The following is a 24,542-nucleotide window of genomic DNA, read 5'->3' as shown; positions in this document are numbered from 1 at the left end:
ACCGGCCAGATCGCCGGAGAATCACATGGGGCGGCGAGCTTTGGAAAGCCCGGCGTCCACTGGACGCACAAAGGGCGATCTCAATCACTGACAGAGAAACGGGATAACCGAAACTCTAGCTCGTTTTCGCCAGGTAATTCTCCAGCCAGTGGATGTCGTAATCGCCATTGGCGATATCGGGATTGCCGACCAGATCCTGGAACAGCGGAAGCGTGGTCTTGATGCCGTCGACGACGAACTCGTCCAGCGCGCGGCGCAGACGCATCATGCACTCGACGCGGTTGCGTCCATGCACGATCAGCTTGCCGATCAGGCTGTCGTAGTAAGGCGGGATGCGGTAGCCCGAATAGACGCCCGAATCGACGCGGATGCCAAGACCGCCCGGCGTATGGAAATGCGTGATCGTGCCCGGCGAGGGGGTGAAGGTGCGCGGGTCTTCCGCATTGATGCGGCACTCGATGGCATGGCCCTCGAAACGCACCTCATCCTGCGTGCAGGACAGTCCACCGCCGGAAGCGACGCGGATCTGCTCATGCACCAGATCGATGCCGGTAATGGCTTCCGTCACCGGATGCTCCACCTGCAGGCGGGTGTTCATCTCGATGAAGTAGAATTCGCCATTCTCGTAGAGGAACTCGATCGTGCCCGCGCCGGAATAGCCGAGATCGGCAATGGCCTTGGAGACGATTTCGCCGATGCGGTTGCGCTGCTCGACATTGAGGGCAGGCGAGTTGGCCTCTTCCCACACCTTCTGGTGGCGGCGCTGCAGCGAGCAGTCGCGTTCACCCAGATGGATCGCGTTGCCCGCGCCATCGCCCATCACCTGAACCTCGATGTGGCGCGGCTTTTCGAGATACTTCTCGATATACACCGCGTCGTCACCGAAGGCCGCACCTGCTTCTGTGCGGGCGGTGGAGAGCGCCTCGGCAAGATCTGCCTCGGTGCGCGCAACCTTCATGCCGCGTCCGCCGCCGCCGGCCGATGCCTTGATCAGCACCGGATAGCCGATATCGGCGGCAATGCGCTTGGCTTCCACATCGTCGGTCACGGCGCCATCGGAGCCCGGAACCACGGGAATGCCAAGGGCCTTCACAGTCTTCTTGGCGGTGATCTTGTCACCCATGATGCGGATGTGGTCGGCCGAGGGGCCGATGAAGGTGAGATTGTGTGCGGCCAGAATTTCGGAGAACTTGGCGTTTTCCGAAAGGAAGCCGTAGCCCGGATGCACGGCGTCGGCGCCGGTGATCTCGCAGGCGGCCAGAATCTGATGAATGTTCAGATAGCTGTCGCGCGAGGGCGGCGGCCCGATGCATACGCTTTCGTCGGCAAGGCGCACATGCATCGCATCCGCGTCCGCCGTGGAGTGCACGGCTACGGTCTGGATGCCGAGCTCCTTGGCGGCGCGCAGTACGCGCAGGGCGATTTCGCCGCGATTGGCGATGAGGATCTTGTGAAACATGCGCGCCTGCCCCGGACTATTCGATGACGACCAGCGGCTCGCCGAACTCAACCGGCTGCGCATCCTCGAAGAGGATCGCCGTCACGGTGCCGGAACGGGGCGCGGGAATCTGGTTCATGGTCTTCATCGCTTCGATGATGAGAAGCGTCTGGCCTTCCTTCACGGACTGGCCGACTTCGATGAAGGCGTTCGCGCCGGGCGCGGGAGACTTGTAGGCGGTGCCGACCATCGGGGAAGGAACGGCATTCTTGGAATCGGCCGGGCTCTTCTTGGCTTCTTCAGCCGCGGCCGGGGCCGGCGCAGCCGGTGCGGGCGCGGGGGCGGGTGCCGGAGCGGCATAGCTCTGCACGGCGACTGCGCCCTGCTTGGCCACGCGAATCCGCAGGTCGTCCTGCTCGACTTCGATTTCCGTCAGATTGGTGTCGTTCAGGATCGTCGCAAGCTCGCGAATGAGTTGCTGATCGACCCCCGTCTTTTTTGTCGACATGTGTTTTGTCCTGCTTTTGTCTCAATCCGGCCGATGTGCGGCCAGCGCATCCAGCGCGAGTACATAACCGATTGTGCCCAATCCGCAAATCATGCCTTTTGCCGCCGGGGCAATCATCGAAACGTGGCGAAACGCTTCGCGGGCATGAATGTTGGAAATGTGCACCTCAATCACCGGGAGCGGGCTCACCGCACGGATCGCATCATGCAATGCAATCGACGTGTGCCCATAGGCGCCGGGATTGATGACGATGCCGACAGCTTTCTGGCCGGCCTCATGGATCCAGTCAACGAGGTCGCCCTCGTGATTGGACTGGCGAAACTCAATGTCCATTCCAAGTGAAGCGGCCTTGTCCCGGCAGTTCTTCTCGACGTCCTCAAGGGTATCGCCGCCATAGATGCCGGGTTCGCGCTTGCCGAGCGCATTCAGATTGGGCCCGTTCAGAATGAAGACTGTTTTCGCCATAAAATCGTCCCCTGGCCCTTTTGCGGCACCATCACAAGCTCCTCTATAGAGGGCTTAGACCGTACCGCAAAGATGGCAAGGGGCTTCTTTCTCTGTCCACAGAGCGCTCCGGAGGCTTCCGGCGTGCGCGTCAGTTGCTTTCCGTGCGGGCCTGTTCGATCTTTTCGCCGAGCACATCCTTGCCCAGCGCGCCGAACACAACCTCGTTTCCGACCACATAGGCGGGCGTTCCGGTAACCGCAAGCTGATTCGCCAGTTCATAGGTTTCCGCGAAAGCCTTCTGGATCTCCGGATTTTCCATTTCCTTGCGAAGCGCTGCCTCATCAAGACCAAGGCCGGTCGCAATCGACATGGCCAGTTCGCCATCGGCGCGGGATTCCGAACCCATCAGCTGCTGATGGAACTCGGCGTATTTCTCGGGCGCGGTCGCCTGAACAGCCATGGAAACCACATGGGCCTCGCGCGATTCTGCGGAGAGGATGGGGAATTCCTTGAGCACGAAGCGCACATCGTCATTCTCTTCGAGCAGCGCCTGCATGTCGGCCATGGCGCGTTTGCAGAAGCCGCAATTGTAATCGAAGAACTCGACCACGGTGACCTGGGCTTCCGGATTGCCGATCACGCCGTCATGCGGGCTGTTCAGGAGATCATCCTTGCGATCCTGCAGCACCGTCTTCTGGGCCTCGGCCTGCTGCTCGCGCTGCTTGGTTTCGAGTGCTGCCTGAACCTCGAGCAGGATTTCCGGGTTTTCGAGCAGGTAGTCGCGCACGATCTGTTCGACTTCCGGTTTGCCGAGCGCTGCGCCGTCCGATGCCTGCGCGACATTTCCGAGCACCATGGCGGGCAGGAAGAGGGTGGTTGCCGCCGTAAGGGCGCGGAGTTTGCTGGAAAGAGTCATGATCAAATCCGATTTCATCTGAATTGAGGATATCTGTTTGTTGTGTGGCCCATTTGGGGCGAAAGGTTCACCGATCAACCGGGAGCCTTGTACTGAATGATGTCCTGCGCGCGCAGCCAGCCGGGCGAGCCGCGCTTCATGCGCTTCTGCGCCCTGATGGCGAAAAGCTTCGCATCGCGATACTGGCCGGCATGAAAATAGCCCTCTGCTGAAGCAAGTTCCGCATTGGCGATGTCACCCATCTGACCATAGGCCTGGGCAAGATAGCGATAGCCATTGGCGAATTCCGGCTCACGCGAAAGCCCGGTCTGCAGTTCCGATGCCGCCTTCTTCACGAGGTCCGGCTGACCGGTCGCCAGAAGCGCCTGCCCATAGCCCACCTGAAGCAGTCCGGGCGTGCCCGGAGCAAGCGATAACGCCCTGGCATAGGCATTGGCTGCATCCTTCGGGCGGTTCGCCTTGATGAGGATGTCACCGCGCAGCTCCTGCAGATAGGGATTGCGGGGCATTTTGGAGATCAGTGCATCGACCTTCTGGAGTGCCGTGCGGGGATTTCCGGTGAGAAAGGTGGCAATCGCGTCGCCATACATGGCGGGAATGCCGCGCGGGTCCTGCCTGAACAGCCGCTGTACGGCCTGCGCGCCTTCCGTATGCGCGGCAATCTTTGCGCGCATCATGTCATGGCGCTGCTGAAGCTGCGCCGGGTCCTTGCGGTCGTAGAAGCGGCTCTTTCGCGCAAGCTCTTCCAGATTGGCGATACGCTCGCGCGGCATGGGGTGGCTGATCTGGTAGGGATCGACATTGACGCCTGCGAGCGCCAGGCCGCCCGCCAGACGGTCGAACGTCGTCAGCATGCCCTTGGCCGACTGGCCGGTCTTGTTGAGATAATCGATGGCCGTGCGGTCGGCGGTCACCTCTTCGGAGCGCTGATAGCCGAGCAGGCCGCGCCGCGCCATTTCCGCACCGCCTGCAGCCATGCCGACACCGGCCGAAGCCAGACCGCGCGTATCCGTTGCTGCACCCGCAACGCCGGCTCCAATGCCGATCAGCGCCGACACGATGGCCATGGTCTGCGCACGCTTGAGCTGCTGGCGCAGTCGCTCCTGATGTCCGCCCGCGATATGCCCGGCTTCGTGAGCGATCACGCCGATGATCTCGTTGGGCGTTTCAGCCTGTGTCAGAGCGCCGGTGTGAATGAAGATGCGTCGCCCATCCACGAAGGCGTTGAAGCTGCGATTGTTGACGAGAATGATGTCGATCCCCGAACGGGACAGACCGGCCGCCTTCAGTATCGGGGCGGCATATTCGGTAACAAGAGCCTCGATTTCCGCGTCACGAACGACGGTCACACGCCCCTGCGCCTGTGAAGCCGGCACCGAAACGACAATCAGATAGGATGCCAGCATGAAGAGCGTGGCTGCCCGCGCGATAATCCTGTGAACCATGGTGTCTCTCTCAAGCATTGCCGAATTGGTAGACGAGCATAAGGGCAATGGGAAGGCACAACAGTCTTCGATCATGGAGTTTTGATCTGTGCTCTTGCCGTGTCGCCAATGCAAAAAGGCCGACGCAATGCGCCGGCCTTCCAGTTTTTTGTGTTCCAAATGCGCCAGCTGCAGAAGCCGGCGCACGTCCCTCTAGAAGAAGCTCTTGCGCTGCCACCAGCCGGTCTTGCGGGGGCGATCGCTCTCTGCCGGTTCGGAAGAGGAGACAACCGGTTCCGAAGATACGGCGACTTCTTCCTTGGCAGGCTCTTCGACCGTTTCCTCGACCGCTTTCTGGGCCGGTGCTGCCTCGCTGGGAGCCTCTTCGGCGGTTTGCGGGGCAACCGTCTCTTCTGCAGCCGGCTTGTCTTCGGCTGGCTTGTCTTCAGCCGGTTTGGCCTTGGCGGTGCTGCGACGCGTGGTCGTGCGACGCCGTTTCGGAGCCGGCTTTTCTTCAGCGGCTGCCTCTTCGGCAGGCTTTTCCTCGGCTGCCGCTTCTTCCGCTACGGCTGGAGCCGCTTCGTCGGCTGTCTCGGCAGGCGCGGTTTCAGCCGGTGCAGCAGCCTTGCGGGTGCGGCGGCGCGGCTTGCGAGCAGGCTTCTCCTCGGCGGGCGCATCCGTTGCCTCGGCAGAAGCCTCCGCCTCTGTCCCTGCCTCGGGTGCGGCGGCCTGCGCCTCGGGTACAGCTGCCGGAGCCTCATCGGCAACAACCGGCGTATCGGCTGCTGCCGCCGCCTGCGGGGCTTCTGCACCTTCCGCAGTCGGAGCGTCCTCGGAAACGTCTGCCTCTACAGAGGCGTCGCCCTCGGCCTGGGCTTCCTGCGTATCGCTGTCGCGACGATTCCTGCGGCCACCACGCTTCCCGCGATGGCGCTTCTTGCGCTCGCCTTCGCCGGCTTCTGCCGGCTTCGTCTCGGCTGCATCCTCGGAAACTGCTGCGCCATCCTCAGCCGTGGCTGCGACGGCATCGTCGTCGCCTGGCATCTGATCTGCGTTCTGATCCTGATTCTGCTCTGCACCCTCGGCGCCGCCATTGTTGCGGTTGCGGCCGCCCCGGCGCTTGCGCTTGCGGCGACGCTTGCGCGGTTCGCCATCCTCACCGGCTTCGGTTTCCTGTGCGGGGGCAGGGGTTTCAACCACCTGTGCGGGCGCCGCCTGCGGGGCTGCCGGCTGCTCCATTCCCGACTTGTCGGCGGGCTGCTGCTTGGTGATCGCAAAATGCTGCGAACCCACGCTGTCATCAGCCTCGACCGTGATGGTCACGCCAAAGCGGTTTTCCATCTCGACCAGATTGGAGCGCTTGTGGTTCAGCAGATAGAGCGCGGTCTGCGCCGGCGTGCGCACGGCGATGTCGTTGCGCGCGTCCTTGAGCAGGTACTCTTCGATGGAACGCACCACATAGAGCGCCACCGACGAATCGGAGCGGATGTGTCCCGTGCCGCCGCAATGGGGGCAGGGCTGCATGGTGCTTTCCAGAACGCTTGCGCGGATGCGCTGACGCGACATTTCCAGAAGGCCGAAATGCGAGATGCGGCCAACCTGGATGCGGGCGCGGTCGTTTTTGAGGCATTCCTTGAGGCGCTTCTCGACCGCCCGGTTGTTCCGGTTCTCCTCCATGTCGATGAAGTCGATCACGATCAGGCCCGCCATGTCGCGCAGCCTCAACTGACGCGCCACTTCCTCCGCCGCTTCCAGATTGGTCTGGAGCGCGGTGTCCTCGATCGAGTGCTCTTTCGTCGAACGGCCGGAGTTCACGTCGATCGCCACCAGAGCCTCGGTCTGGTTGATGATGATGTAACCACCGGATTTCAGCGTGACCTGCGGCTGCAGCATGCGGTCGAGCTGCGCCTCGATGCCATTGCCGGCAAAGATCGGCGTCACGTCGCGATAGGGCTGAACGACTTTGGCATGGCTCGGCATGAGCATGCGCATGAAGTCTTTCGCCTCGCGATACCCTTCCTCACCGGCCACCAGGATTTCCCCGATGTCCTTGTTGTAGAGGTCGCGCACCGACCGCTTGATGAGGCTTCCTTCCTCGTAGACGAGGGCGGGGGCCGTGGATTCAAGCGTCAGGCTGCGAACCTTCTCCCAAAGGCGCATCAGGTAGTCGTAATCGCGCTTGATCTCCGCCTTGGTGCGGTTTGCACCGGCAGTGCGCAGGATCACGCCCATGCCCTGCGGCACTTCCAGGTGCTTCACGACATCCTTGAGGCGCTTGCGGTCCTGCACATTGGTGATCTTGCGGGAAATGCCGCCACCGCGTGCGGTGTTGGGCATCAGAACCGAGTAGCGGCCTGCCAGCGACAGATAGGTGGTCAGTGCGGCGCCCTTGTTGCCGCGCTCTTCCTTGACGACCTGAACGAGCAGGATCTGGCGGCGCTTGATGACCTCCTGGATCTTGTAGTTCTTGCGGGCGGCGCGGCGCGAGGGCTGCGCTTCTTCCATCGCATCGTCAGCGCCAACCGTGTCGACGTCGTCTTCGTCGTCGTTGCCATTGTTATCGTCATCGGACCGGTTGCGGCGCGAGCGCCGGCTGCGCGGCTCTTCCGAAACCACGTCGGCAGAGGCCTCTGCAGCCATGGCCTGCGGCTTGTCTTCGCCGTCCGCGTCCTGCGCAGTGTCGGCATCGTCGTCGGAAACCGCGTCGGCGTCCGCCCCGGCTTCAGGCTGCGCCTCGGCAACGGCGTTGCTGTCGCCGTCCTCTTCCTGTGCAGCCTCGTCCTGGGAAGCGTCGTCCTGCTGGGCGGTCTTCTTGCGGGTGCTGGCGCGGCGGCGCTTGCGTCCGCCTTTCTGTGCCTGGCGGGGCTCGCTGTCTTCGTCGTCGTCATCGGCCTTCGCTTCTGCGGCTTCGGCCTCCAGAAGCGCCTGACGGTCGGCTACGGGGATCTGGTAATAGTCGGGATGGATTTCGCTGAAAGCGAGAAAGCCGTGCCGGTTGCCACCATACTCTACGAAGGCTGCCTGAAGGGAAGGTTCGACGCGTGTGACGCGTGCCAGATAAATATTACCGCGAAGCTGCTTCTTATCCTGAGATTCGAAATCAAACTCTTCGATGCGATTACCGCGAAGGACAACAACCCTCGTTTCCTCCGGATGGGAGGCATCTATCAGCATTTTGTTTGGCATAAATACTTGTCTCCCCGGCAAGGAAAGATTGTCGGGCCGGGCTCGACGGGCGTAGCCGCAAGCCAACGTGACAATCTGTGCCGGATAATCTGAGGCTCGCCGGCGTTGAAGGCCGCGCCAAATTGGGCCGGAGCACCGAGCTTGCGGTGCGTTTCAATCCGGATCTCGTTCCAATTGCGCCTGATGCCATTCCATCGCCCGGCAGAACCGTTTCAACCAAGGCCCGATTTTGCGGGCCAGCTTTTGCTCATGTAGAGCCGGCGCGGACAGTGATGGTCCGGCCGTTTCCTGAAGCCAGGGCTTCCATGCTTGAGGAAGGCCCTGAAAAATTCCTCTTGAATCACCACCCGTTCGGGTTTGCGGCGGCGGATAAAGGTTTGCCCCGTTGCTCATCGCCGTTTGTCAGCTGGGACTCAAACCAAGGACGGATATCGCGATGATTCAAAGATGCTTTTATGATTTGACAGTTGTATTGGCAACCCTGATTTCTATCGCGCCCTGGCCGGGGCGGCCTGCAAATATCATCCAGCTTATTTGCCCAATGTCCCTGCACAGCGCATAAAATATGATCGTTGGCGGTCGATTCGAAGAAAAATTGCCATTTTCTTTCGCTGGAAATGGAGTTGATTCGACTAAATCCGCATGACGCATCGGAGAGAAGCGGTTTTGCACAGACCAGCGTTTTTTTTGACGGTTGTCCTCACCGGGCTCTTTCTCGTTCTCAACAATGCCCTTGCCGATGGTCCTGCGCTCAAGGCGCATGACTACAAGATGGCCGGTGACCAGCAATACACGCGCATCGTCGTGCATTTCGACCGCGCGCCCGATTTTCGCTGGTTCCTCCTGCGCGATCCTAACCGGCTGGTGATCGACATGCCGGCCACCGAATTTACCTTCGATCCTCTGGAACTGGAGCCACGGGGGCTGGTTGCCGGTGTGCAATATGGCGCCGTCGATGCGCAGCGCGCGCGTCTGCTCTTCAACGCCAAGGGGCCGTTCTCGGTCGAAAAGGCCGAGGTTATGAAGAACGAGACCTCCGACGGGTTTCGCCTCATCATCGAAATGCGCGCCAGTTCCGTTGAGGATTTTGACAAGGCCCTGCGGGCCAGCATCACGCCGCCCGACCTTGGTTCCGCCAAGGACGAGGCCGTTGCGATGAAGGATCGTTTCACCGTTGCGCTTGATGCGGGGCATGGCGGCGCCGATGGTGGCGCGCGTGGCGTGAACGGTACGGTCGAAAAGCAGATCACGCTTCTGTTCTCGCTCGAACTCAAGAAAAAGCTCGAGGAGACTGGCCGGTATCGCGTTGTTCTCACACGAGATGATGACCGTTTCCTGCGTCTCGACGAGCGCGTGCGCATTGCGCGGGAGAAGGGGGCTGACCTCTTCGTTTCGGTCCATGCCGATGCGATTGCCATTCGCAGCGTGCGCGGTGCGACCGTCTACACGGTTTCCGACAAGGCGTCCGACGCCGAGGCTGCGGCTACCGCTGCACGCGAAAACCTGTCTGACGAGATCGCCGGCAAGGTGCCGGAAGAAGAGCAGGACGAGGTCGAGGATATTCTGGTCGATCTCATCCGGCGCGAGACGCACGCCTTCTCCATCCGCTTTGCGCGCACGCTCATCGGCGAACTGTCGAGCACCGTGCAGATGGTGAAAAACCCGCATCGCTATGCGGGTTTCCGCGTTCTGCGCGCCCCGGACATCCCCTCGGTTCTTCTGGAACTGGGCTATCTTTCCAATCCGAAGGACGAAGCGCAGCTGCGCGATCCGGCATGGCGGGAGAAGACAATGGCGGCGATCATTGATGCGATCAGCTATTTTGCCAAGGCAAATGGTGCAGCTGGAGGTTGATCTCAGAGCCCAATTCGTTGCAAGTCTGCAACGGCGCTCCCGTTTTGTGCTGTTCGCGCCGGGGGCGCTGCAATCGCCGTATTTTGCCCACAAGCGTGAGGCATTAAGAGCAGGCGCATGATTTTCCGGCTGTCCTTGCACGAGCGGGCGAAGATCGTGAAAAGAAATGGTATATTGGAATCGCATGGAATGAAGACAGCGGACTGCGTTGCGGTGGCAATCCACCATTCGCCTGTCCCTCTTTGTCCTGCCGATAAGACTTGGAAAGGCTGCGCGGGGCAGTTGCCGCTGACGGGCGGTGAAGTTGCGACCGGGCTTGAATTGGAGCGGGCATGATACGTCTCATCGGGTATTTCTTCGGCGTCGGCATTGTGCTGGCGCTGCTGGTGGCTGCGGGCATCGCGCTCTACATCGGCGATCTGACCAAGGATCTGCCCGATTACGAGGTGCTGGCGAAATATGAGCCGCCGGTCACGACCCGCGTTCACGCCTCCGATGGCGCTCTCATGGCCGAGTTCGCGCGCGAGCGTCGCCTCTACCTTCCGATCCAGGCCGTTCCGGATCGCGTCAAGGCTGCGTTCCTTTCCGCAGAAGACAAGAATTTCTACAAGCATCCGGGCATCGACGTGACGGGCCTTGCCCGCGCCGTCGTGACGAATGCGCGCAATCTGGGTTCGGGCCGGCGTCCGGTCGGCGCGTCCACGATCACGCAGCAGGTGGCGAAGAACTTCCTTCTCACCTCCGACCAGACCATGCAGCGCAAGATCAAGGAGATGGTGCTCTCCTTCCGCATCGAGCAGGCCTATTCCAAGGATCGCATCCTCGAGCTCTATCTGAACGAGATTTTCTTCGGTCTCGGTGCTTACGGCATCGCCGGTGCGGCGCTGACCTATTTCGACAAGTCGGTCAACGAGCTGACGCTGGAAGAAGCGGCCTATCTCGCTGCTCTTCCCAAGGGCCCGTCGAACTACCATCCCTTCCGTCACACCGAGCGCGCCATCGAGCGCCGCAACTGGGTGATCGACCAGATGGTCGAGAATGGTTACGCCACGGCTGAAGAGGGCGAGAAGGCCAAGAACACCGGCCTCAACGTTTCGCCGCGTCGCCGGGGCACCTATCTGTTCGCCGGCGAGTACTTCACCGAGGAAGTGCGCCGCGACATCATTTCGCGCTATGGCGAAGATGCGCTCTACGAGGGCGGCCTTTCCGTTCGCACCACGCTCGATCCGCAGATGCAGCTTTATGCGCGCAAGGCGCTGCACAATGGCCTTCTGCGCTATGACACGCTGCGGGGCTATCGCGGACCGGTCACGCAGATCGACGTTTCCGGCGACTGGGGTGCAGCCCTCGGCGAAGTCGATGGGCTGAGCGATGTTCCCGAGTGGAATGTGGCCGTGGTTCTTGGAACCGAAGACAACAAGATTTCCATTGGCCTCAAGCCTGAGCGTGAGGTTTCCGGCGCACTGTCCGAGGAACGCACGACCGGTACGATTGCGCTGGAAGACATGAAATGGGCCATGCGGCACGTGGTGGACGGCAAGCGCCTCAAGGCGGAACGCCAGTCCGACGTTCTGAAGCCGGGCGATGTGATCTTTGTTGAGAAGAAAGCTGACACGGACCGCGCGTGGACGCTGCGCCAGGTGCCCGAGGTTGAGGGCGCGCTTGTCGCCATGGACCCGCACACGGGCCGCGTTCTGGCCATGGTCGGCGGCTTCTCCTACGCCGAATCCGAATTCAACCGTGCAACGCAGGCCTATCGTCAGCCCGGCTCGGCCTTCAAGCCGGTCGTCTATGCCGCCGCGCTCGACAATGGTTACACGCCTGCCTCCGTGGTGCTTGATGCTCCGATCTCGGTGCAGGTCGGCAATGATGTGTGGGAGCCGAAGAACTACGGCGGCAAGTTTGCCGGCCCTTCGACCCTGCGCGCCGGTATCGAGCGTTCGCGTAACCTGATGACCGTGCGGCTTGCCAAGGATATGGGCATGCCGCTCGTTGCCGATTATGCCGAGCATTTCGGCATCTACGACAAGATGCTGCCGGTTCTGGCCATGTCGCTCGGCTCGGGCGAAACCACAGTCATGCGCATGGTTTCCGCCTATGCGGTCATGGCCAATGGCGGCAAGCAGATCGTTCCGTCGCTGATCGACCGTATTCAGGATCGCTACGGCAAGACTGTCTACAAGCATGACCGTCGCGAATGCGTGGGCTGTGTTGCCAGCGAATGGACCAATCAGGAAGAGCCCGAGATCATCAATGATCGCGAGCAGGTTCTCGACCCGATGACCGCCTACCAGATCACCTCCATGATGGAAGGCGTGGTGAAGCGCGGTACGGCAACCTCCATTGCCGAACTCGGCCGTCCCATCGCCGGCAAGACCGGCACCACCAATGACGAGAAGGATGCCTGGTTCGTTGGCTACACGCCTGATCTCGTGGTTGGCGTCTTCATGGGCTTCGACACGCCACGCCCGATGGGCCGTGGTTCGACCGGTGGCGGTCTGGCCGCGCCGATCTTCAAGGAGTTCATGGGCAATGCGCTCAAGGACATGCGCCCGGTGGACTTCCAGGTGCCCGAGGGCATGAACATCATCCCGATTGACCGCAAGACCGGCATGCGCGCCGAGTCGGGCCAGCCGGGCGTCATCATGGAAGCCTTCAAGCCCGGCACGGGACCGGCCGACAGCTACTGGGTGATCGGCATGGAAGATTTGGAAGGCATGGGCGGGCCGCGGGTTGTTTCGCCACAGGCCAACCGGGCGGTGAATTCCGGCGCTGGCGGCCTCTACTGACGCAGCGTTCTGAATCTGTGACGCGCCCGCTTTACACAGGCGGGCGCGGTTCATATGGTCCGACGCGATTCAGGAAGCGTTTCTTGAAAAATCCAACAAAGCCGAGGTGTTGATCTGCAATGCGTGCGGAAACCGAAAATCTTGTCGACGAAATCAAGCAGGCCATAAGCCTGCTGAGGAGGCATCTTTGACTGGGATGAGGCAGTAAAGAGGCTGGAATACCTGAATTCGCGCGCTGAAGAGGCCGATCTGTGGAACGATCCGCAGGAGGCGCAGAAGCTGATGCGTGAACGTCAGATGCTGGAAGACAATATCAGCGGGGTCCGTGATCTGACCCAGGCGCTTGAGGACAATATCGGCCTCATCGAGCTTGGTGAGGAAGAGGGCGACGCTGACGTGGTGACGGAAGCCGAGAGCGCGCTCAAAGTGCTCAAGGACGAGATTGCCGCGCGCCAGGTGGAGACGCTGCTCTCCGGCGAGGCCGATGGCAACGACACCTATCTCGAAATCCATGCAGGCGCCGGCGGCACCGAGAGTCAGGACTGGGCACAGATCCTGCTGCGCATGTACACGCGCTGGGCCGAACGTCGCGGCATGAAGGTCGATGTCATGGAAGTCCATGACGGCGAAGAGGCAGGCATCAAGTCGGCAACCCTTCTGATCAAGGGGCGCAACGCCTATGGCTGGCTGAAGACCGAATCGGGCGTGCACCGTCTGGTTCGCATTTCGCCTTTCGACAGCGCTGCGCGCCGGCACACATCCTTTGCCAGCGCCTGGGTCTATCCGGTCATCGACGACACGATCGAGATCGACATTCCCGATTCGGACGTGCGCGTGGATACCTATCGCGCTTCCGGCGCGGGCGGACAGCACGTCAACACGACCGACTCGGCCGTTCGCATCACGCACATTCCGACCGGCATTGTCGTGCAGTGTCAGAAGGAACGCTCCCAGCACAAGAACCGCGCAACCGCGTGGGACATGCTGCGCGCGCGCATTTACGAGGACGAGCTGAAGAAGCGGGAAGATGCGGCCAGCGCCACCGAGGCGTCCAAGACCGACATCGGTTGGGGACACCAGATCCGCTCCTACGTCATGCAGCCCTATCAGCTGGTGAAGGACCTGCGCACAGGCGTGGAAAGCACCAGCCCGCAGGACGTGCTCGACGGCAAGCTTGATGCGTTCATGGAAGCCGCACTGTCGCAGCGCGTGCATGGCGGGGAAGGGGCCGAGGTCGAAGACCTCGCCTGAACCGGCTCATGCGTCGGCGTGAAGAGTAGAACAGCGGGCGGGCCTCAGGCTCGCCCGTTTTGCATCTCAGGAGCCGTCCTTGAGAAACGCGGCGACCTTTCGACCAGCCGTGATGAACTGCGAGGGATTGATGGCCGTACCACCCTTGCGCACTTCATAGTGCAGGTGAGGGCCGGTGGAGCGACCACTGGAGCCGACCTTGCCGATCAGCGTTCCCGGCTCGACCTTCTCGCCCTTCTTGACCAGAAGCTTGCTCATATGCGCGTAGCGTGTGGTCAGTCCGTTGCCATGGTCGATTTCGACCATGCGTCCGTAACCACCGTTCCAGCCGGACTTGATGACGGTGCCGACGCCGGCCGAATGGATGGGCGCTCCCGTCCGGGCGCGAAAGTCCATGCCGGAGTGATGCGCCCTGCGACCCAGAAACGGGTCGCGGCGCGAGCCGAAGCGGCTGGTGATCTGCGCACCGGGAACCGGATTGGCCAGCGGCAGCGCGCGCGCCTTGCCCTTGATGTCGTTGAGGCGAGACAGCGCATCGTCCAAGTCGCGTACCTGGTCTTCGAAGGCGAGCGCACTGGCCGATGTCAGAAGCGGGCCGCCGACATGCTGTTCGCGCTCGTCTTCCGAAACGCGGACCCCGACATCATCAAGTGCGTCCGCGATGACCTCGGCGCTCTGATAGGCGTTGTCGGCCAGCGTCCTGACGCGGTCGATCTGCTCCGTCTCGATTGATGCGAGCGCGCGGTTGAGCTTCACGAAAAGAAAATCCGCCTTGTCTGCGGCAGAAAGCGGTCGGTCGTCCGATTGCGTCTGCGAACGAAGCGGCCAGGGAACGGTATCGGCTTTCGTGGGAGCCAGTGCTGCAACGGCGATGCTGCCGGTCCGTGTCGGATCGAGAAGCGGCTCGGTGTCGGCCTTGATCTGTGGGCGCGGGGCGGGAACCGGCCCCTTTTTGGGCAGGAGTTCCGTGCCGGCGCGGTTTAGAACCGGTTCCAGGCGGCTCTGGCGCTTGGTCAGCTGATCCTGCCGGGCAAGAAGTTCGCCCACCTTTTCCTGCATGAACTGCTGGTCGAGCAATTGACGGCTGGTCACGCGGTCGAGCTGGGCGCGCAGCGACGAGATACGGTCTTCATAGGCCTGCTGGATGCGGGCCTGCCGGGCCACCGTCGCGCCGATCAGATCGTCGCGCATAACCAGATAGGACGTTGCAAGAATGTAGCCGATTCCGATCGCAGCGATCGCTGAGCCAACTGATGCGGCCATCCATGGCCGTACGGTGAAATGTCGTATCTTTTCACCCCGCGCGATGATGATCGTGTGGGGCTCTTTTCGCTTGCCGAAAACCGCAGATTGCTGTGAACGCATCAGAAAATCGAACTTCGTTGCAGGTGAGCTTTGTTCGATTTTGATTACACTTGATTAGGGTTAATAAAGCTTTTCCCGATCAGGTGTGGCGTTAAAGAAAGCGGGGCAGGTGTGCTGCTCCGCTATATTTTATCATTCCCGCCTGTATGCGCGTCAGGCGATCCTGCCTGACCGGAACTGCTCTAGGCGGCCTGCCTGAGCTTCTTGGCGGCCTCGAGAACGGCCTGTGCGTGACCGGGCACCTTCACCTTGCGCCACACTTCCGCAATGCGGCCTTCCGGATCGATCAGGAAGGTGGAGCGTTCCACACCCATATATTTGCGGCCATACATGCTCTTCTCGACCCACACGCCATAGGCCTGCAGCGTTTCTTTTTCCTGATCGGAAACAAGGCCGACGGTAAGGCCGTGCTTGGTCTTGAACTTGTCATGGCTCTTGGGGCTGTCGGGAGACATGCCCAGCACGACCGTGTCGACCACGTCGAATTCGGGCTTCAGTGCGGTGAAGTCGATGGCCTCGACCGTGCAGCCGCTGGTGTTGTCCTTGGGGTAAAAGAAGAGCACAACCGTCTTGCCGCGAAAGTCGGACAATCTGACCTCGCTGCCGCCATCGGCTGGCAGCACAAAATCCGGTGCTTCGCTTCCTTTGACGGGTTCTGTCATTTTCTTTCCCCTGTTTGTGGATAGGCGATGAAAGGGAGAGATATAATGATGTCGATGGATTCGTCCATGGCTGCGGTGTGTCGACGGGAACGGTTGTGGATCAGGAAGGCGCTTCTCACAGGAAAATCAGGTTCAGACGGGGCGAGATAGCGGCTTTGGAGACCTACCCTTCTACTGAGGGCAGGGCTCGTGGCGTGCTGCGGCGCTCCCTGTTCTGGCTGTGGTGCCGGCGCATTCTCATTGTTCTGGTCTCCCTGATCGCGCTTCTTGTGCTGGCCGGCCTTCTGCTTCAGTTCGTTGGCACCGGCTCCATCGGGCAGGATCGCCTCCGCGCCGCTGCCCAAAGGGCGCTGACCTCCGCCGCCGGTTACGAAATCCAGACCGACATGGGGGAGCTCGGGCTGGTTCTGAGTGATCGCAGTCTGGTTGCTCTGGAAATCCGCGATGCGCATCTGAGCAAGGCCGAGACTGGCCACAGAATGGTCGATGCGGACGTTTTGCGTATCGGATTCCGTCTGCTCCCGCTTCTGAGCGGGAAAGTGGAAGTGGGAAGCGTCGAGCTTTCCGGCGCGCGGGTGCATCTGTCAGCACTTTCCGCGAAGTCCGACGAGGTTGCAGCGGTTGCCCGCTGGCAAAAGCCCATTGATCCGTCCGTTCTGGAAGAGAGCGTGTTTGCGGGCCTGCGGCGGGTCTATGCGATCTCCGAGCGTACCGGAACGCGCTATCTGCGCATGCGTGATGTCGAGATTGTTCTGGATGACGAGACGGGCCGCGCCGTAGCCCTCGACGTCAATGCCGCGCTCGCACCTTCGGGAAAGCTGGAATTCAGGGCCAATGCGGCGCTGGGTGAGCGGGAGGTGGAGCTTGTCGGATCGGCGCTTCGCCCGCTTGCCGATGGACCGATCAAGTCGCTCGAGGTGGAAATCGATTCCCCCGACCCAACGCTTCTGGAGGCGGCGCGGTCCGTTGCCGGAGAACTGAAGGGAGCCGATGCGCTTCTTGCCGCCACAAGGCTATCGCTCAAGGGCGGCGAGCAGGAGGTCGGAAAAGGCAGGCTGCAGTTCGAGGTGGCGCTGCAGGAAGCGCCGTTTGATCTTGGCGAAGATGGCATTCTGACCGCAACGGGCCGTATCCGCGCCGAGATTGGCCGTGAAGCCGGCATGATCGTCATCAATCAGGCAAACCTCGTTGTCGGCCGTTCGGTCTTCAACTTCACCGGCAGGATCGTTCCTCTTGAGAACGAGGAGGCCGACAGCGCGCTTTATGGCTTCGATCTGGTCAGTCCGAAATCGACCATCGCTCCGCTCGATTCACCGCAGGCTGCCGTTCCCTTCGTGGCGGGTGTTTCCGGACGCATCGACACCGGCAGCGGCCGCATCGTCGGCGATACGATCCGTATCGCAACGACATCCGGCGTCATCACCGCAAGCGCTGCTGTAACGCTGGAAGCCGGCAAGACGCCCGGGCTTTCGCTTGCCGTCTATACGAGCGGCATGCCGACCAATGAGGTCAAGCAGTTCTGGCCGTGGTTTGCGGCCTCGGGCGCACGGGAATGGGTGCTTGAAAACCTGTTTGGCGGGCATGTGGTGGAAGGCAATCTGCGTTTGCGCGTTCCGCCCGGCCGGTTCGGCAATGGCCAGCCGCTGAACGATGAGGAAGTGAACGGCGCATTCTCCGTCGCTGATGCCCGTTTCGATATTGCAGGACGCATTCCGCCGGTGCGGGACGCCGCCGGCAGCATCGCCTTCAAGGGCTCCGACATCGATATTGCCATCGAGGCGGGCACCGTCTTCATGCCAAGCGGACGGCAGGTTGCGGCCAGCAATGGCACGCTGTCCGTTCGCAACGCGCATGTGAAGCCGCGCATCGGCAAGCTCGCCATTGATGTTGCCGGCAAGGCGCCCGCCGTCGTCGAACTGGCCTCCTACGAGCCCATCGACGTGTCAGAACGCATCGATCTGACGCCCAAGGACGTGACCGGCGACGTCACCGGTCATGTGACAGCCGACATTCCCCTGAGCGATGGCATTCCGCGCGACCAGCTTGGCTGGCGGGCGACGCTTGAATACTCCGACCTCTCGATCTCCAAACCCTTCAACGGGCAGATGGTTGCCAACGCGGACGGCGTGCTCATGGTCGAGCCGGGGCGGGCAGATATTTCGGCCACCGCCACACTCAACGGCGTGCCGGCGCGGCTCGAACTGGTGGAGCCCTTTGGCGAATCCGATCAGGCGCGCTCGCGCAGGATCGAACTGACGCTTGACGATGCGGCGCGGCGAAAGATCGTGCCGGGCCTTGATGGCATTCTCTCCGGTCCGATGACGGTCGATTATGACGAGCTTGAGGATGGACGCAAGGCGCTCAAGGTCAATCTGGACAAGGCGCGCCTGACGCTGCCCTGGATCAACTGGAGCAAGGGGGCGGGCATTCCAGCCACCGCTTCCTTCATTCTGGATGAGAAATCATCCTCCATGGAACTCACCGATTTCAGGCTTTCCGGAAAGACCTTTTCCGCAACCGGGCGCATCACCATTGCGGGCGGTCGGCTCGCATCGGCCCGCTTCGACAAGGCGCGGCTGAACCGCGATGACGATTTCTCCGTCTCCATCGACCGTTCAGGTTCCGCCTACAGGGTGTCGGTGCGCGGCGCGTCGGTCGATGGCCGCGCCATGGTGAAATACTATCTGGGTGCGCGGCAGGGCGCGTCAGGTGGCGATGATGACGGCGCAGACGCGGGCATCACACTCGACGCCCGTCTCGGCCGCGTGTCCGGTTTCGGCGGCGAAGTGATGCGCGATGTGTCGCTTGACTACAAGGCGGGGGCCGGTGAGACCGGCAGGCTCGATTTAAAGGGCGTCACCGCATCTGGCGGAAGCGTTTCCCTGTCGCGCGACGCAGGCGGCATTCGCGCCAATTCCTCCGATGCCGGTGCGGTCATGCGTTTCGTGGATTTCTACGAACACATGGAAGGCGGGCGCATGGTGCTGGCCCTGACGGAAGCTGGCGGTGGCCGCTTCCAGGGCAGCGTGACGGCCGAGAACTTCTTCATCGTCAACGAGCCGCGTCTGGGGTCTCTGGTCGCCGCAACGGACAATAGCGGCAATGGCGACAAGGTCGATGCCGCACGTGTCAGCTTCGAGCGTGGCTTTGCCAACATCATCAAGGGACCGGGCAGTCTGGCGCTGAGCGACGGCGTTCTGCGCGGTCCGCTGATCGGCACCACGTTTCAGGGCACGCTGTTCGACGCCAATGACAACATCGCGATCACCGGCACCTTCATGCCGCTTTACGGGCTCAACCGCATTTTTGGCGAGATCCCGCTGTTCGGCGCCATTCTCGGCAATGGCCGTGATCGCGGCCTGATCGGCATCACATATCGTCTCTACGGCAAGCTGAAGGATCCGCAGATGGAGGTGAACCCCATCTCGGCCATTGCGCCGGGCATCTTCCGGCAAATCTTCGAGTATCGATAGCGGGCAGCCGCCCATAAAGAAAAAGCGTGCGCCCGGTTGGACGCACGCTCATTTCTTAAATACGATTGTTGCGAGGCTCAGACCGGGCGCAGAAGCACGTGCTTCTTCTTGCCGAGCGAGAGCTTCACCACGCCTTCCTCGGTGAGGTTGTCTAGGGTTACGGCCTGCCGGTCATCGCTGACGGGCTGGTCGTTGAGGCGCACTGCGCCACCCTTCACATGCCGGCGCGCTTCACCATTGGAGGCGGCAAGGCCTGCGGTCACGAAGAGCGCCAGAACACCGACACCTTCCTCAAGCGCAGAGCGCTCGACTTCGACCGTCGGGAGCGTCTGCGCCAGTGCGCCTTCCTCGAAAGTCTTGCGCGCCGTCTCCGCGGCCTCTTCCGCCGCTTCGCGGCCATGCAGCATTGCCGTTACCTCGGTGGCGAGGATCTTCTTCGCCTCGTTGAGCTCTGCTCCCTGAAGTGCTGCAAGGCGGGCGATCTCATCGAGCGGCATCGTCGTGTAGAGCTTGAGGAAGCGCTCGACGTCGGCGTCCTCGGTGTTGCGCCAGTACTGCCAGAAATCGTATGCGCCAAGCATGTCCGGGTTGAGCCAGACAGCGCCGTCGGCGCTCTTGCCCATCTTCGCGCCCGACGAGGTGGTCAGAAGCGGCGAGGTGAGGGCGTAGAGCTGCGGCGTGCCCATGCGGTGGCCGAGATCGATGCCGTTGACGATGTTGCCCCACTGGTCGGAACCGCCCATCTGCAGGCGGCAGCCAATCCGTCTGTTCAGCTCAACGTAATCGTAGGCCTGGAGGATCATGTAGTTGAATTCCAGGAAGGACAGCGACTGCTCGCGGTCGAGGCGCGTCTTCACCGAATCGAACGACAGCATGCGGTTGACCGAGAAATGGCGGCCCACATCGCGCAGGAATTCGAGGTAATTGATGCCCAGAAGCCAGTCGGCATTGTTGACCATCAGTGCATCCTGAGGGCCGTCGCCGAAGGTCAGGTAGTTGGAGAACACCTTCTTGATGCCGGCAATGTTGTCGGCAATCGTTTCCGGTGTCATCAGCTTGCGCGCCTCGTCCTTGAAGGACGGGTCGCCGATCATGCCGGTGCCGCCGCCCATCAGGGCGACCGGGCGATGGCCGGTCTTCTGCATCCAGTGCAGCATCATGATCTGGATCAGACCGCCGGCGTGCAGGCTCGGCGCGGTCGGGTCAAAGCCGATATATGCCGTGACCGTCTCGTTCCGGAAGAGTTCATCGAGACCCGCATTGTCGGAGGTCTGGTGAATGAACCCGCGTTCGCTCAGCGTGCGCAGGAAGTCGGATTTGAAGGCGGTCATGATCTTTCAGGCTCTTTGATGTTTGACGGAGGGCGCTGCCGGGGCAGCGCCTGTCCGTCGGACAGTTTACTTGAGGCGTTTGGGGCGGGGCTCGGACAGCTCGCCGCGCAGGCGGCGGTCGAGATAATCCGAGCATTCACCGATCAGGTTGTCGATCTGGTCGGTATAGAAGTGATTGACGCCGGGCATCGTCTTCTGGGTGATCGTAATACCCTTCTGCGACTGGAGTTTGTCAACGAGACCCTGAACGTCTGCCGGCGGCGCGACCCTGTCGGCATCGCCATGGATGATCAGGCCCGAAGACGGGCAGGGGGCGAGGAACGAGAAGTCGTAGAGGTTCGGCTGCGGCGAGATGGACATGAAGCCCTCGATCTCGGGACGGCGCATGAGAAGCTGCATGCCGATCCATGCACCGAACGAGTAGCCGGCGATCCAGCAGTTCTTCGAATCGGGATGGAGCGTCTGCACCCAGTCGAGCGCCGCCGCTGCATCCGACAATTCGCCGGTGCCGTGGTCGAATGCGCCCTGGCTGCGGCCGATGCCGCGGAAGTTGAAGCGAAGCGTGGTGAAGCCGCGGCTCTGGAACATGTAGAAAAGATCGTAGACGATCTTGTTGTTCATCGTGCCGCCGAACTGTGGGTGCGGGTGCAGGATGAGCGCGATCGGAGCGTTCTTTTCCTTGGACGGCTGATAGCGTCCTTCCAGGCGTCCGGCCGGTCCGGCGAAAATGACCTCAGGCATGAGTACTCCACATTGGGCGTCGCAGCGCTTCGGGTTGCACAAGGAACTATGTTCCTTACCCTTGACGCGACGCCGACGCCTCCATAGAAGCTAGTTTAGAATTATTCAAAAATGACAGACGCAACGCGTCCATCATGTCGGCAAGCCGGGTAGATAGGACGGCTCGCCCTAAAAATTCAAGGAAATTACGCCATTGAGGCCAAGTTTGGCCAAGAAGGCGTAAAGCAGACGTCGGATTCGCGGAGAAAAGCGGAAAATCAATGTCGGCAGCCCGTGCTTATCTTGATTACAACGCCAGTGCGCCTCTCCTTGAGTGCGCGCGCACGGCCATGCTTGACGCACTGGCCATGCCTGCGAATCCCTCTTCCGTTCACAGCGAAGGGCGTGCCGCCAAGCGTGTTCTCGAGACGGCGCGCCGACAGGTTGCCGCACTCGTCGGCGGAGAGCCCGCCCATGTGGTGTTCACTTCCGGTGCGACCGAGGCTGCGGCAACGCTTCTCTCTCCACGCTGGACGATGGGGCGTGCGCCGCTGACCTTCTCTGCGCTCTACGTGAGTGCCGCCGATCACCCCTGCATTCTGAAGGGCGGGCGCTTTTCCGCCAGCGCCATCAATATGATAGCCGTTCGTCCTGACGGCTCGGTCGATCTGATCGATCTTGAGGCGAAGCTCGCCGCCCATGATCGCGGCGAAGGGCTTCCGCTGGTCGCCGTGCACGCGGTCAACAATGAAACCGGGATCATTCAGCCGCTTGAAGATATCGGCCGTATCGCAAAGGCGGCAGGCGCGGTGGTCGTCATCGACGCGGTGCAGGCGGCCGGTCGGATTTCGCTCGATATTTCAGCGGGATACGCAGACTATCTTATTCTTTCCTCGCACAAGATCGGCGGCCCGAAGGGCGCAGGCGCCATCGTCGGCAGCGCTGACCTGATGATGCCTGAACCGCTGATCAATGGCGGCGGGCAGGAGAAGGGACATCGCGGCGGCACGGAGAATCTGGCCGCGATTGCAGGCTTTGGTGCAGCGGCGTCAGAGGCGCTCGGCAAACTGTCTGGCATCAATGCGCTTGCCGCCATGCGTGACCGTTTCGAGGCTGCCATTCTGGCGCATGTACCCGATGCCGTCATCCATGGCCGGGGCGCGCCGCGCGTTGCCAACACCAGCTTCTTCTCGATCCCCGGCACCAAGGCCGAGACTGCGCAGATCGGCTTCGACCTTGGCGGTGTGGCCCTGTCTGCGGGATCCGCCTGTTCTTCTGGGCGTGTGGGACCAAGCCACGTGCTTGAAGCCATGGGGCTTGGTGATCAGGCCAGTGCGCTGCGCGTTTCCATCGGGCACGCGACGGGCGAGGATGAACTGGCGCTTTTTGATGCGGCGCTGGCCAATATCGCCCGGCGGCGCAAGGGGGCTTCCGAGGCCGCCTGAGGCGGCGCTGTGAGAAAAATGGAACTGATGCAGATTAAAATGGAGAAAAAGACACATATTTAATATGTGACCGGATGAAACATCTGCTCCGATGCACTACATGAGGGTTGCCGCAAGGCAATCACGGTGTGCTCAATTTTGAAGACGGCCGGGTCTTGACCCCGGCATGGATGGAGAACGCATATGCCTGCCGTGCAGGAGACGATTGATCAGGTCCGCATGATCGATGTGGACCAGTACAAATATGGTTTCGAGACGCTCATCGAGAGCGAGCTGGCCCCCAAGGGCCTCAACGAAGACATCATCCGCTTCATTTCGGCCAAGAAGGAAGAGCCGGAATGGATGACGGAGTGGCGGCTGAACGCCTACAAGCGCTGGCAGGCCATGGAAGAGCCGAGCTGGGCGCGCGTCAGCTATCCCAAGATCGACTTTCAGGATCTGCACTATTACGCAGCGCCGAAGAACCAGACCGGCCCGAAGTCGCTGGACGAAGTCGATCCGGAATTGCTCAAGACCTACGAAAAGCTCGGTATCCCCTTGAGGGAGCAGGAAATTCTTGCCGGCGTTCGCAAGCAGGGCGAGCCGAGTGAGCTGGACGGAAACCCGAGCGACAATGTCTACAGCTCCGGTCGCGTTGCTGTTGATGCGGTGTTCGATTCCGTGTCGGTCGTGACCACGTTCAAGGAAGAACTCGCCAAGGCCGGCGTGATCTTCTGCTCGATCTCCGAGGCGATCCGCGAGCATCCCGAGCTGATCCAGAAATATCTGGGATCGGTCGTGCCGGTGTCGGACAATTATTATGCTGCGCTGAACTCCGCCGTCTTCACCGATGGCTCCTTCGTCTATGTGCCGAAGGGCGTGCGCTGCCCGATGGAATTATCGACCTATTTCCGCATCAACGAGCGCAACACCGGCCAGTTCGAGCGCACGCTGATCATCGCGGAAGAGGGCGCCTATGTGTCCTATCTGGAAGGCTGCACCGCGCCGCAGCGCGACGAGAACCAGCTGCACGCCGCTGTGGTCGAGCTGATTGCGCTGGACGATGCGGAGATCAAATACTCCACGGTCCAGAACTGGTATCCGGGCGATTCCGAGGGCAAGGGCGGTATCTACAACTTCGTCACCAAGCGCGGCGATTGCCGGGGCAACAACTCCAAGATCTCCTGGACCCAGGTCGAGACCGGTTCGGCGATCACCTGGAAGTACCCGTCCTGCATCCTGCGTGGCGACAACAGCCGCGGCGAGTTCTACTCGATTGCCGTTTCCAACGGCCATCAGCAGATCGATTCCGGCACCAAGATGCTGCATCTGGGCAAGAACACGTCGAGCCGCATCATCTCCAAGGGAATCTCCGCCGGCAAGTCGCAGAACACCTATCGCGGACAGGTTTCGGCGCATCGCAAGGCGGCCAACGCCCGTAACTTCACCCAGTGTGACAGCCTGCTGATCGGCAATGACTGCGGCGCGCACACGGTGCCCTACATCGAAGCGAAGAACGCCACGGCGCAGTTCGAGCACGAGGCGACCACGTCGAAGATTTCCGAGGATCAGCTGTTCTACGTCATGCAGCGCGGCATTCCCGAGGAAGAGGCCATCGCGCTCATCGTCAACGGCTTCGTCAAGGACGTCATCCAGGAACTGCCGATGGAGTTCGCCGTCGAGGCGCAGAAGCTCATCGGTATTTCGCTTGAAGGTTCGGTCGGCTGAGGCCGGCGCATTTGTTTGGAAAAAAT

The 24,542-nt window shown here is 61.4% G+C and carries 16 protein-coding genes; 6 read left to right on the top strand and 10 right to left on the bottom strand.

Annotated elements, in window-relative coordinates; translation table 11 throughout:
• Window positions 1-115: 115 nt before the first annotated feature.
• From accC to ACRTG1_RS12060, 6 genes are all read right to left on the bottom strand, one after another.
• Window positions 116-1,459 carry an acetyl-CoA carboxylase biotin carboxylase subunit gene (gene accC, locus ACRTG1_RS12085; RefSeq protein ID WP_113155331.1) on the bottom strand — a complete coding sequence of 448 codons (1,344 nt, stop codon included), beginning with the start codon at window positions 1,457-1,459 and terminating at the stop codon, window positions 116-118.
• Window positions 1,460-1,475: 16 nt separating this feature from the next.
• Window positions 1,476-1,946 (bottom strand): acetyl-CoA carboxylase biotin carboxyl carrier protein, encoded by a 471-nt coding sequence (gene accB / locus ACRTG1_RS12080; protein ID WP_113155330.1) that lies wholly within the window; start codon window positions 1,944-1,946, stop codon window positions 1,476-1,478.
• 21 nt (window positions 1,947-1,967) lie between these two features.
• Window positions 1,968-2,411, bottom strand: a complete 444-nt coding sequence (gene aroQ / locus ACRTG1_RS12075) for a type II 3-dehydroquinate dehydratase (protein ID WP_432516355.1) — start codon at window positions 2,409-2,411, stop codon at window positions 1,968-1,970.
• 130 nt (window positions 2,412-2,541) lie between these two features.
• Window positions 2,542-3,309 carry a DsbA family protein gene (locus ACRTG1_RS12070; protein ID WP_206546266.1) on the bottom strand — a complete coding sequence of 256 codons (768 nt, stop codon included), beginning with the start codon at window positions 3,307-3,309 and terminating at the stop codon, window positions 2,542-2,544.
• Between the two features lie 74 nt (window positions 3,310-3,383).
• Window positions 3,384-4,754, bottom strand: a complete 1,371-nt coding sequence (locus tag ACRTG1_RS12065; protein WP_432516354.1) for a M48 family metalloprotease — start codon at window positions 4,752-4,754, stop codon at window positions 3,384-3,386.
• Between the two features lie 192 nt (window positions 4,755-4,946).
• Window positions 4,947-7,919, bottom strand: coding sequence for an Rne/Rng family ribonuclease (locus ACRTG1_RS12060; protein WP_432516353.1), 2,973 nt, complete (start codon window positions 7,917-7,919; stop codon window positions 4,947-4,949).
• Window positions 7,920-8,606: 687 nt separating this feature from the next.
• Between ACRTG1_RS12060 and ACRTG1_RS12055 the strand changes: the two genes are divergently transcribed.
• The 3 genes from ACRTG1_RS12055 (at window position 8,607) to prfB (ending at window position 13,813) form a co-directional block, all read left to right on the top strand.
• On the top strand, window positions 8,607-9,773 hold the full coding sequence (locus ACRTG1_RS12055; RefSeq protein ID WP_432516352.1) for an N-acetylmuramoyl-L-alanine amidase: 1,167 nt from the start codon (window positions 8,607-8,609) through the stop codon (window positions 9,771-9,773).
• Window positions 9,774-10,105: 332 nt separating this feature from the next.
• The gene (locus ACRTG1_RS12050) at window positions 10,106-12,562 is read left to right on the top strand and encodes a penicillin-binding protein 1A (RefSeq protein WP_206546263.1); all 2,457 of its coding nucleotides are present in this window, start codon (window positions 10,106-10,108) and stop codon (window positions 12,560-12,562) included.
• A gap of 119 nt (window positions 12,563-12,681) precedes the next feature.
• Window positions 12,682-13,813, top strand: a protein-coding gene (gene prfB / locus ACRTG1_RS12045; protein ID WP_113155324.1) for a peptide chain release factor 2 whose coding sequence is annotated in 2 segments (ribosomal slippage) — window positions 12,682-12,750 and window positions 12,752-13,813 — 1,131 coding nt in all. Because the reading frame shifts where the segments join, the coding sequence is not laid out codon by codon here.
• A gap of 66 nt (window positions 13,814-13,879) precedes the next feature.
• On the opposite strand, the gene ACRTG1_RS12040 is transcribed toward prfB, so the two are convergent.
• Together ACRTG1_RS12040 and ACRTG1_RS12035 are read right to left on the bottom strand one after the other, a co-directional pair.
• Window positions 13,880-15,181, bottom strand: a complete 1,302-nt coding sequence (locus ACRTG1_RS12040) for a peptidoglycan DD-metalloendopeptidase family protein (protein ID WP_432516399.1) — start codon at window positions 15,179-15,181, stop codon at window positions 13,880-13,882.
• 179 nt (window positions 15,182-15,360) lie between these two features.
• A complete protein-coding gene (locus ACRTG1_RS12035) occupies window positions 15,361-15,840 on the bottom strand; it encodes a peroxiredoxin (protein WP_113155322.1) in 480 nt (159 codons plus the stop codon).
• 194 nt (window positions 15,841-16,034) lie between these two features.
• Between ACRTG1_RS12035 and ACRTG1_RS12030 the strand changes: the two genes are divergently transcribed.
• Window positions 16,035-19,313: a DUF3971 domain-containing protein gene (locus tag ACRTG1_RS12030; RefSeq protein WP_432516351.1), complete on the top strand. Its 3,279-nt coding sequence runs from the start codon at window positions 16,035-16,037 to the stop codon at window positions 19,311-19,313.
• Between the two features lie 77 nt (window positions 19,314-19,390).
• On the opposite strand, the gene tyrS is transcribed toward ACRTG1_RS12030, so the two are convergent.
• Window positions 19,391-20,644: a tyrosine--tRNA ligase gene (gene tyrS / locus ACRTG1_RS12025; protein ID WP_206546261.1), complete on the bottom strand. Its 1,254-nt coding sequence runs from the start codon at window positions 20,642-20,644 to the stop codon at window positions 19,391-19,393.
• 66 nt (window positions 20,645-20,710) lie between these two features.
• Window positions 20,711-21,385: an alpha/beta hydrolase gene (locus tag ACRTG1_RS12020; protein WP_113155319.1), complete on the bottom strand. Its 675-nt coding sequence runs from the start codon at window positions 21,383-21,385 to the stop codon at window positions 20,711-20,713.
• A 260-nt stretch (window positions 21,386-21,645) separates the two neighbouring features.
• On the opposite strand from ACRTG1_RS12020, the gene ACRTG1_RS12015 reads away from it, so the two are divergent.
• Both ACRTG1_RS12015 and sufB read left to right on the top strand, forming a co-directional pair.
• Window positions 21,646-22,809, top strand: coding sequence for a cysteine desulfurase family protein (locus ACRTG1_RS12015; RefSeq protein WP_432516350.1), 1,164 nt, complete (start codon window positions 21,646-21,648; stop codon window positions 22,807-22,809).
• Window positions 22,810-22,992: 183 nt separating this feature from the next.
• Complete coding sequence (gene sufB / locus ACRTG1_RS12010; RefSeq protein ID WP_432516349.1) at window positions 22,993-24,516, top strand: Fe-S cluster assembly protein SufB; 1,524 nt, start codon at window positions 22,993-22,995, stop codon at window positions 24,514-24,516.
• Window positions 24,517-24,542: the final 26 nt, after the last annotated feature.

Source organism: Nitratireductor sp. PBL-C9 (assembly GCF_050877045.1).
GTDB lineage: Bacteria > Pseudomonadota > Alphaproteobacteria > Rhizobiales > Rhizobiaceae > Nitratireductor > Nitratireductor aquimarinus.
The sequence above is the reverse complement of the archived record's forward strand: the minus strand, read 5'-3'. Positions and strand labels throughout refer to the sequence as shown.

What these genes read in the sequence shown, in the direction of transcription:
- accC (WP_113155331.1), bottom strand. Translation starts at nt 1,459, where the DNA reads ATGTTTCACAAGATCCTCATCGCCAATCGCGGCGAAATCGCCCTGCGC.
- accB (WP_113155330.1), bottom strand. Translation starts at nt 1,946, where the DNA reads ATGTCGACAAAAAAGACGGGGGTCGATCAGCAACTCATTCGCGAGCTT.
- aroQ (WP_432516355.1), bottom strand. Translation starts at nt 2,411, where the DNA reads ATGGCGAAAACAGTCTTCATTCTGAACGGGCCCAATCTGAATGCGCTC.
- ACRTG1_RS12070 (WP_206546266.1), bottom strand. Translation starts at nt 3,309, where the DNA reads ATGACTCTTTCCAGCAAACTCCGCGCCCTTACGGCGGCAACCACCCTC.
- ACRTG1_RS12065 (WP_432516354.1), bottom strand. Translation starts at nt 4,754, where the DNA reads ATGGTTCACAGGATTATCGCGCGGGCAGCCACGCTCTTCATGCTGGCA.
- ACRTG1_RS12060 (WP_432516353.1), bottom strand. Translation starts at nt 7,919, where the DNA reads ATGCCAAACAAAATGCTGATAGATGCCTCCCATCCGGAGGAAACGAGG.
- ACRTG1_RS12050 (WP_206546263.1), top strand. Translation starts at nt 10,106, where the DNA reads ATGATACGTCTCATCGGGTATTTCTTCGGCGTCGGCATTGTGCTGGCG.
- ACRTG1_RS12035 (WP_113155322.1), bottom strand. Translation starts at nt 15,840, where the DNA reads ATGACAGAACCCGTCAAAGGAAGCGAAGCACCGGATTTTGTGCTGCCA.
- tyrS (WP_206546261.1), bottom strand. Translation starts at nt 20,644, where the DNA reads ATGACCGCCTTCAAATCCGACTTCCTGCGCACGCTGAGCGAACGCGGG.
- ACRTG1_RS12020 (WP_113155319.1), bottom strand. Translation starts at nt 21,385, where the DNA reads ATGCCTGAGGTCATTTTCGCCGGACCGGCCGGACGCCTGGAAGGACGC.
- ACRTG1_RS12015 (WP_432516350.1), top strand. Translation starts at nt 21,646, where the DNA reads ATGTCGGCAGCCCGTGCTTATCTTGATTACAACGCCAGTGCGCCTCTC.
- sufB (WP_432516349.1), top strand. Translation starts at nt 22,993, where the DNA reads ATGCCTGCCGTGCAGGAGACGATTGATCAGGTCCGCATGATCGATGTG.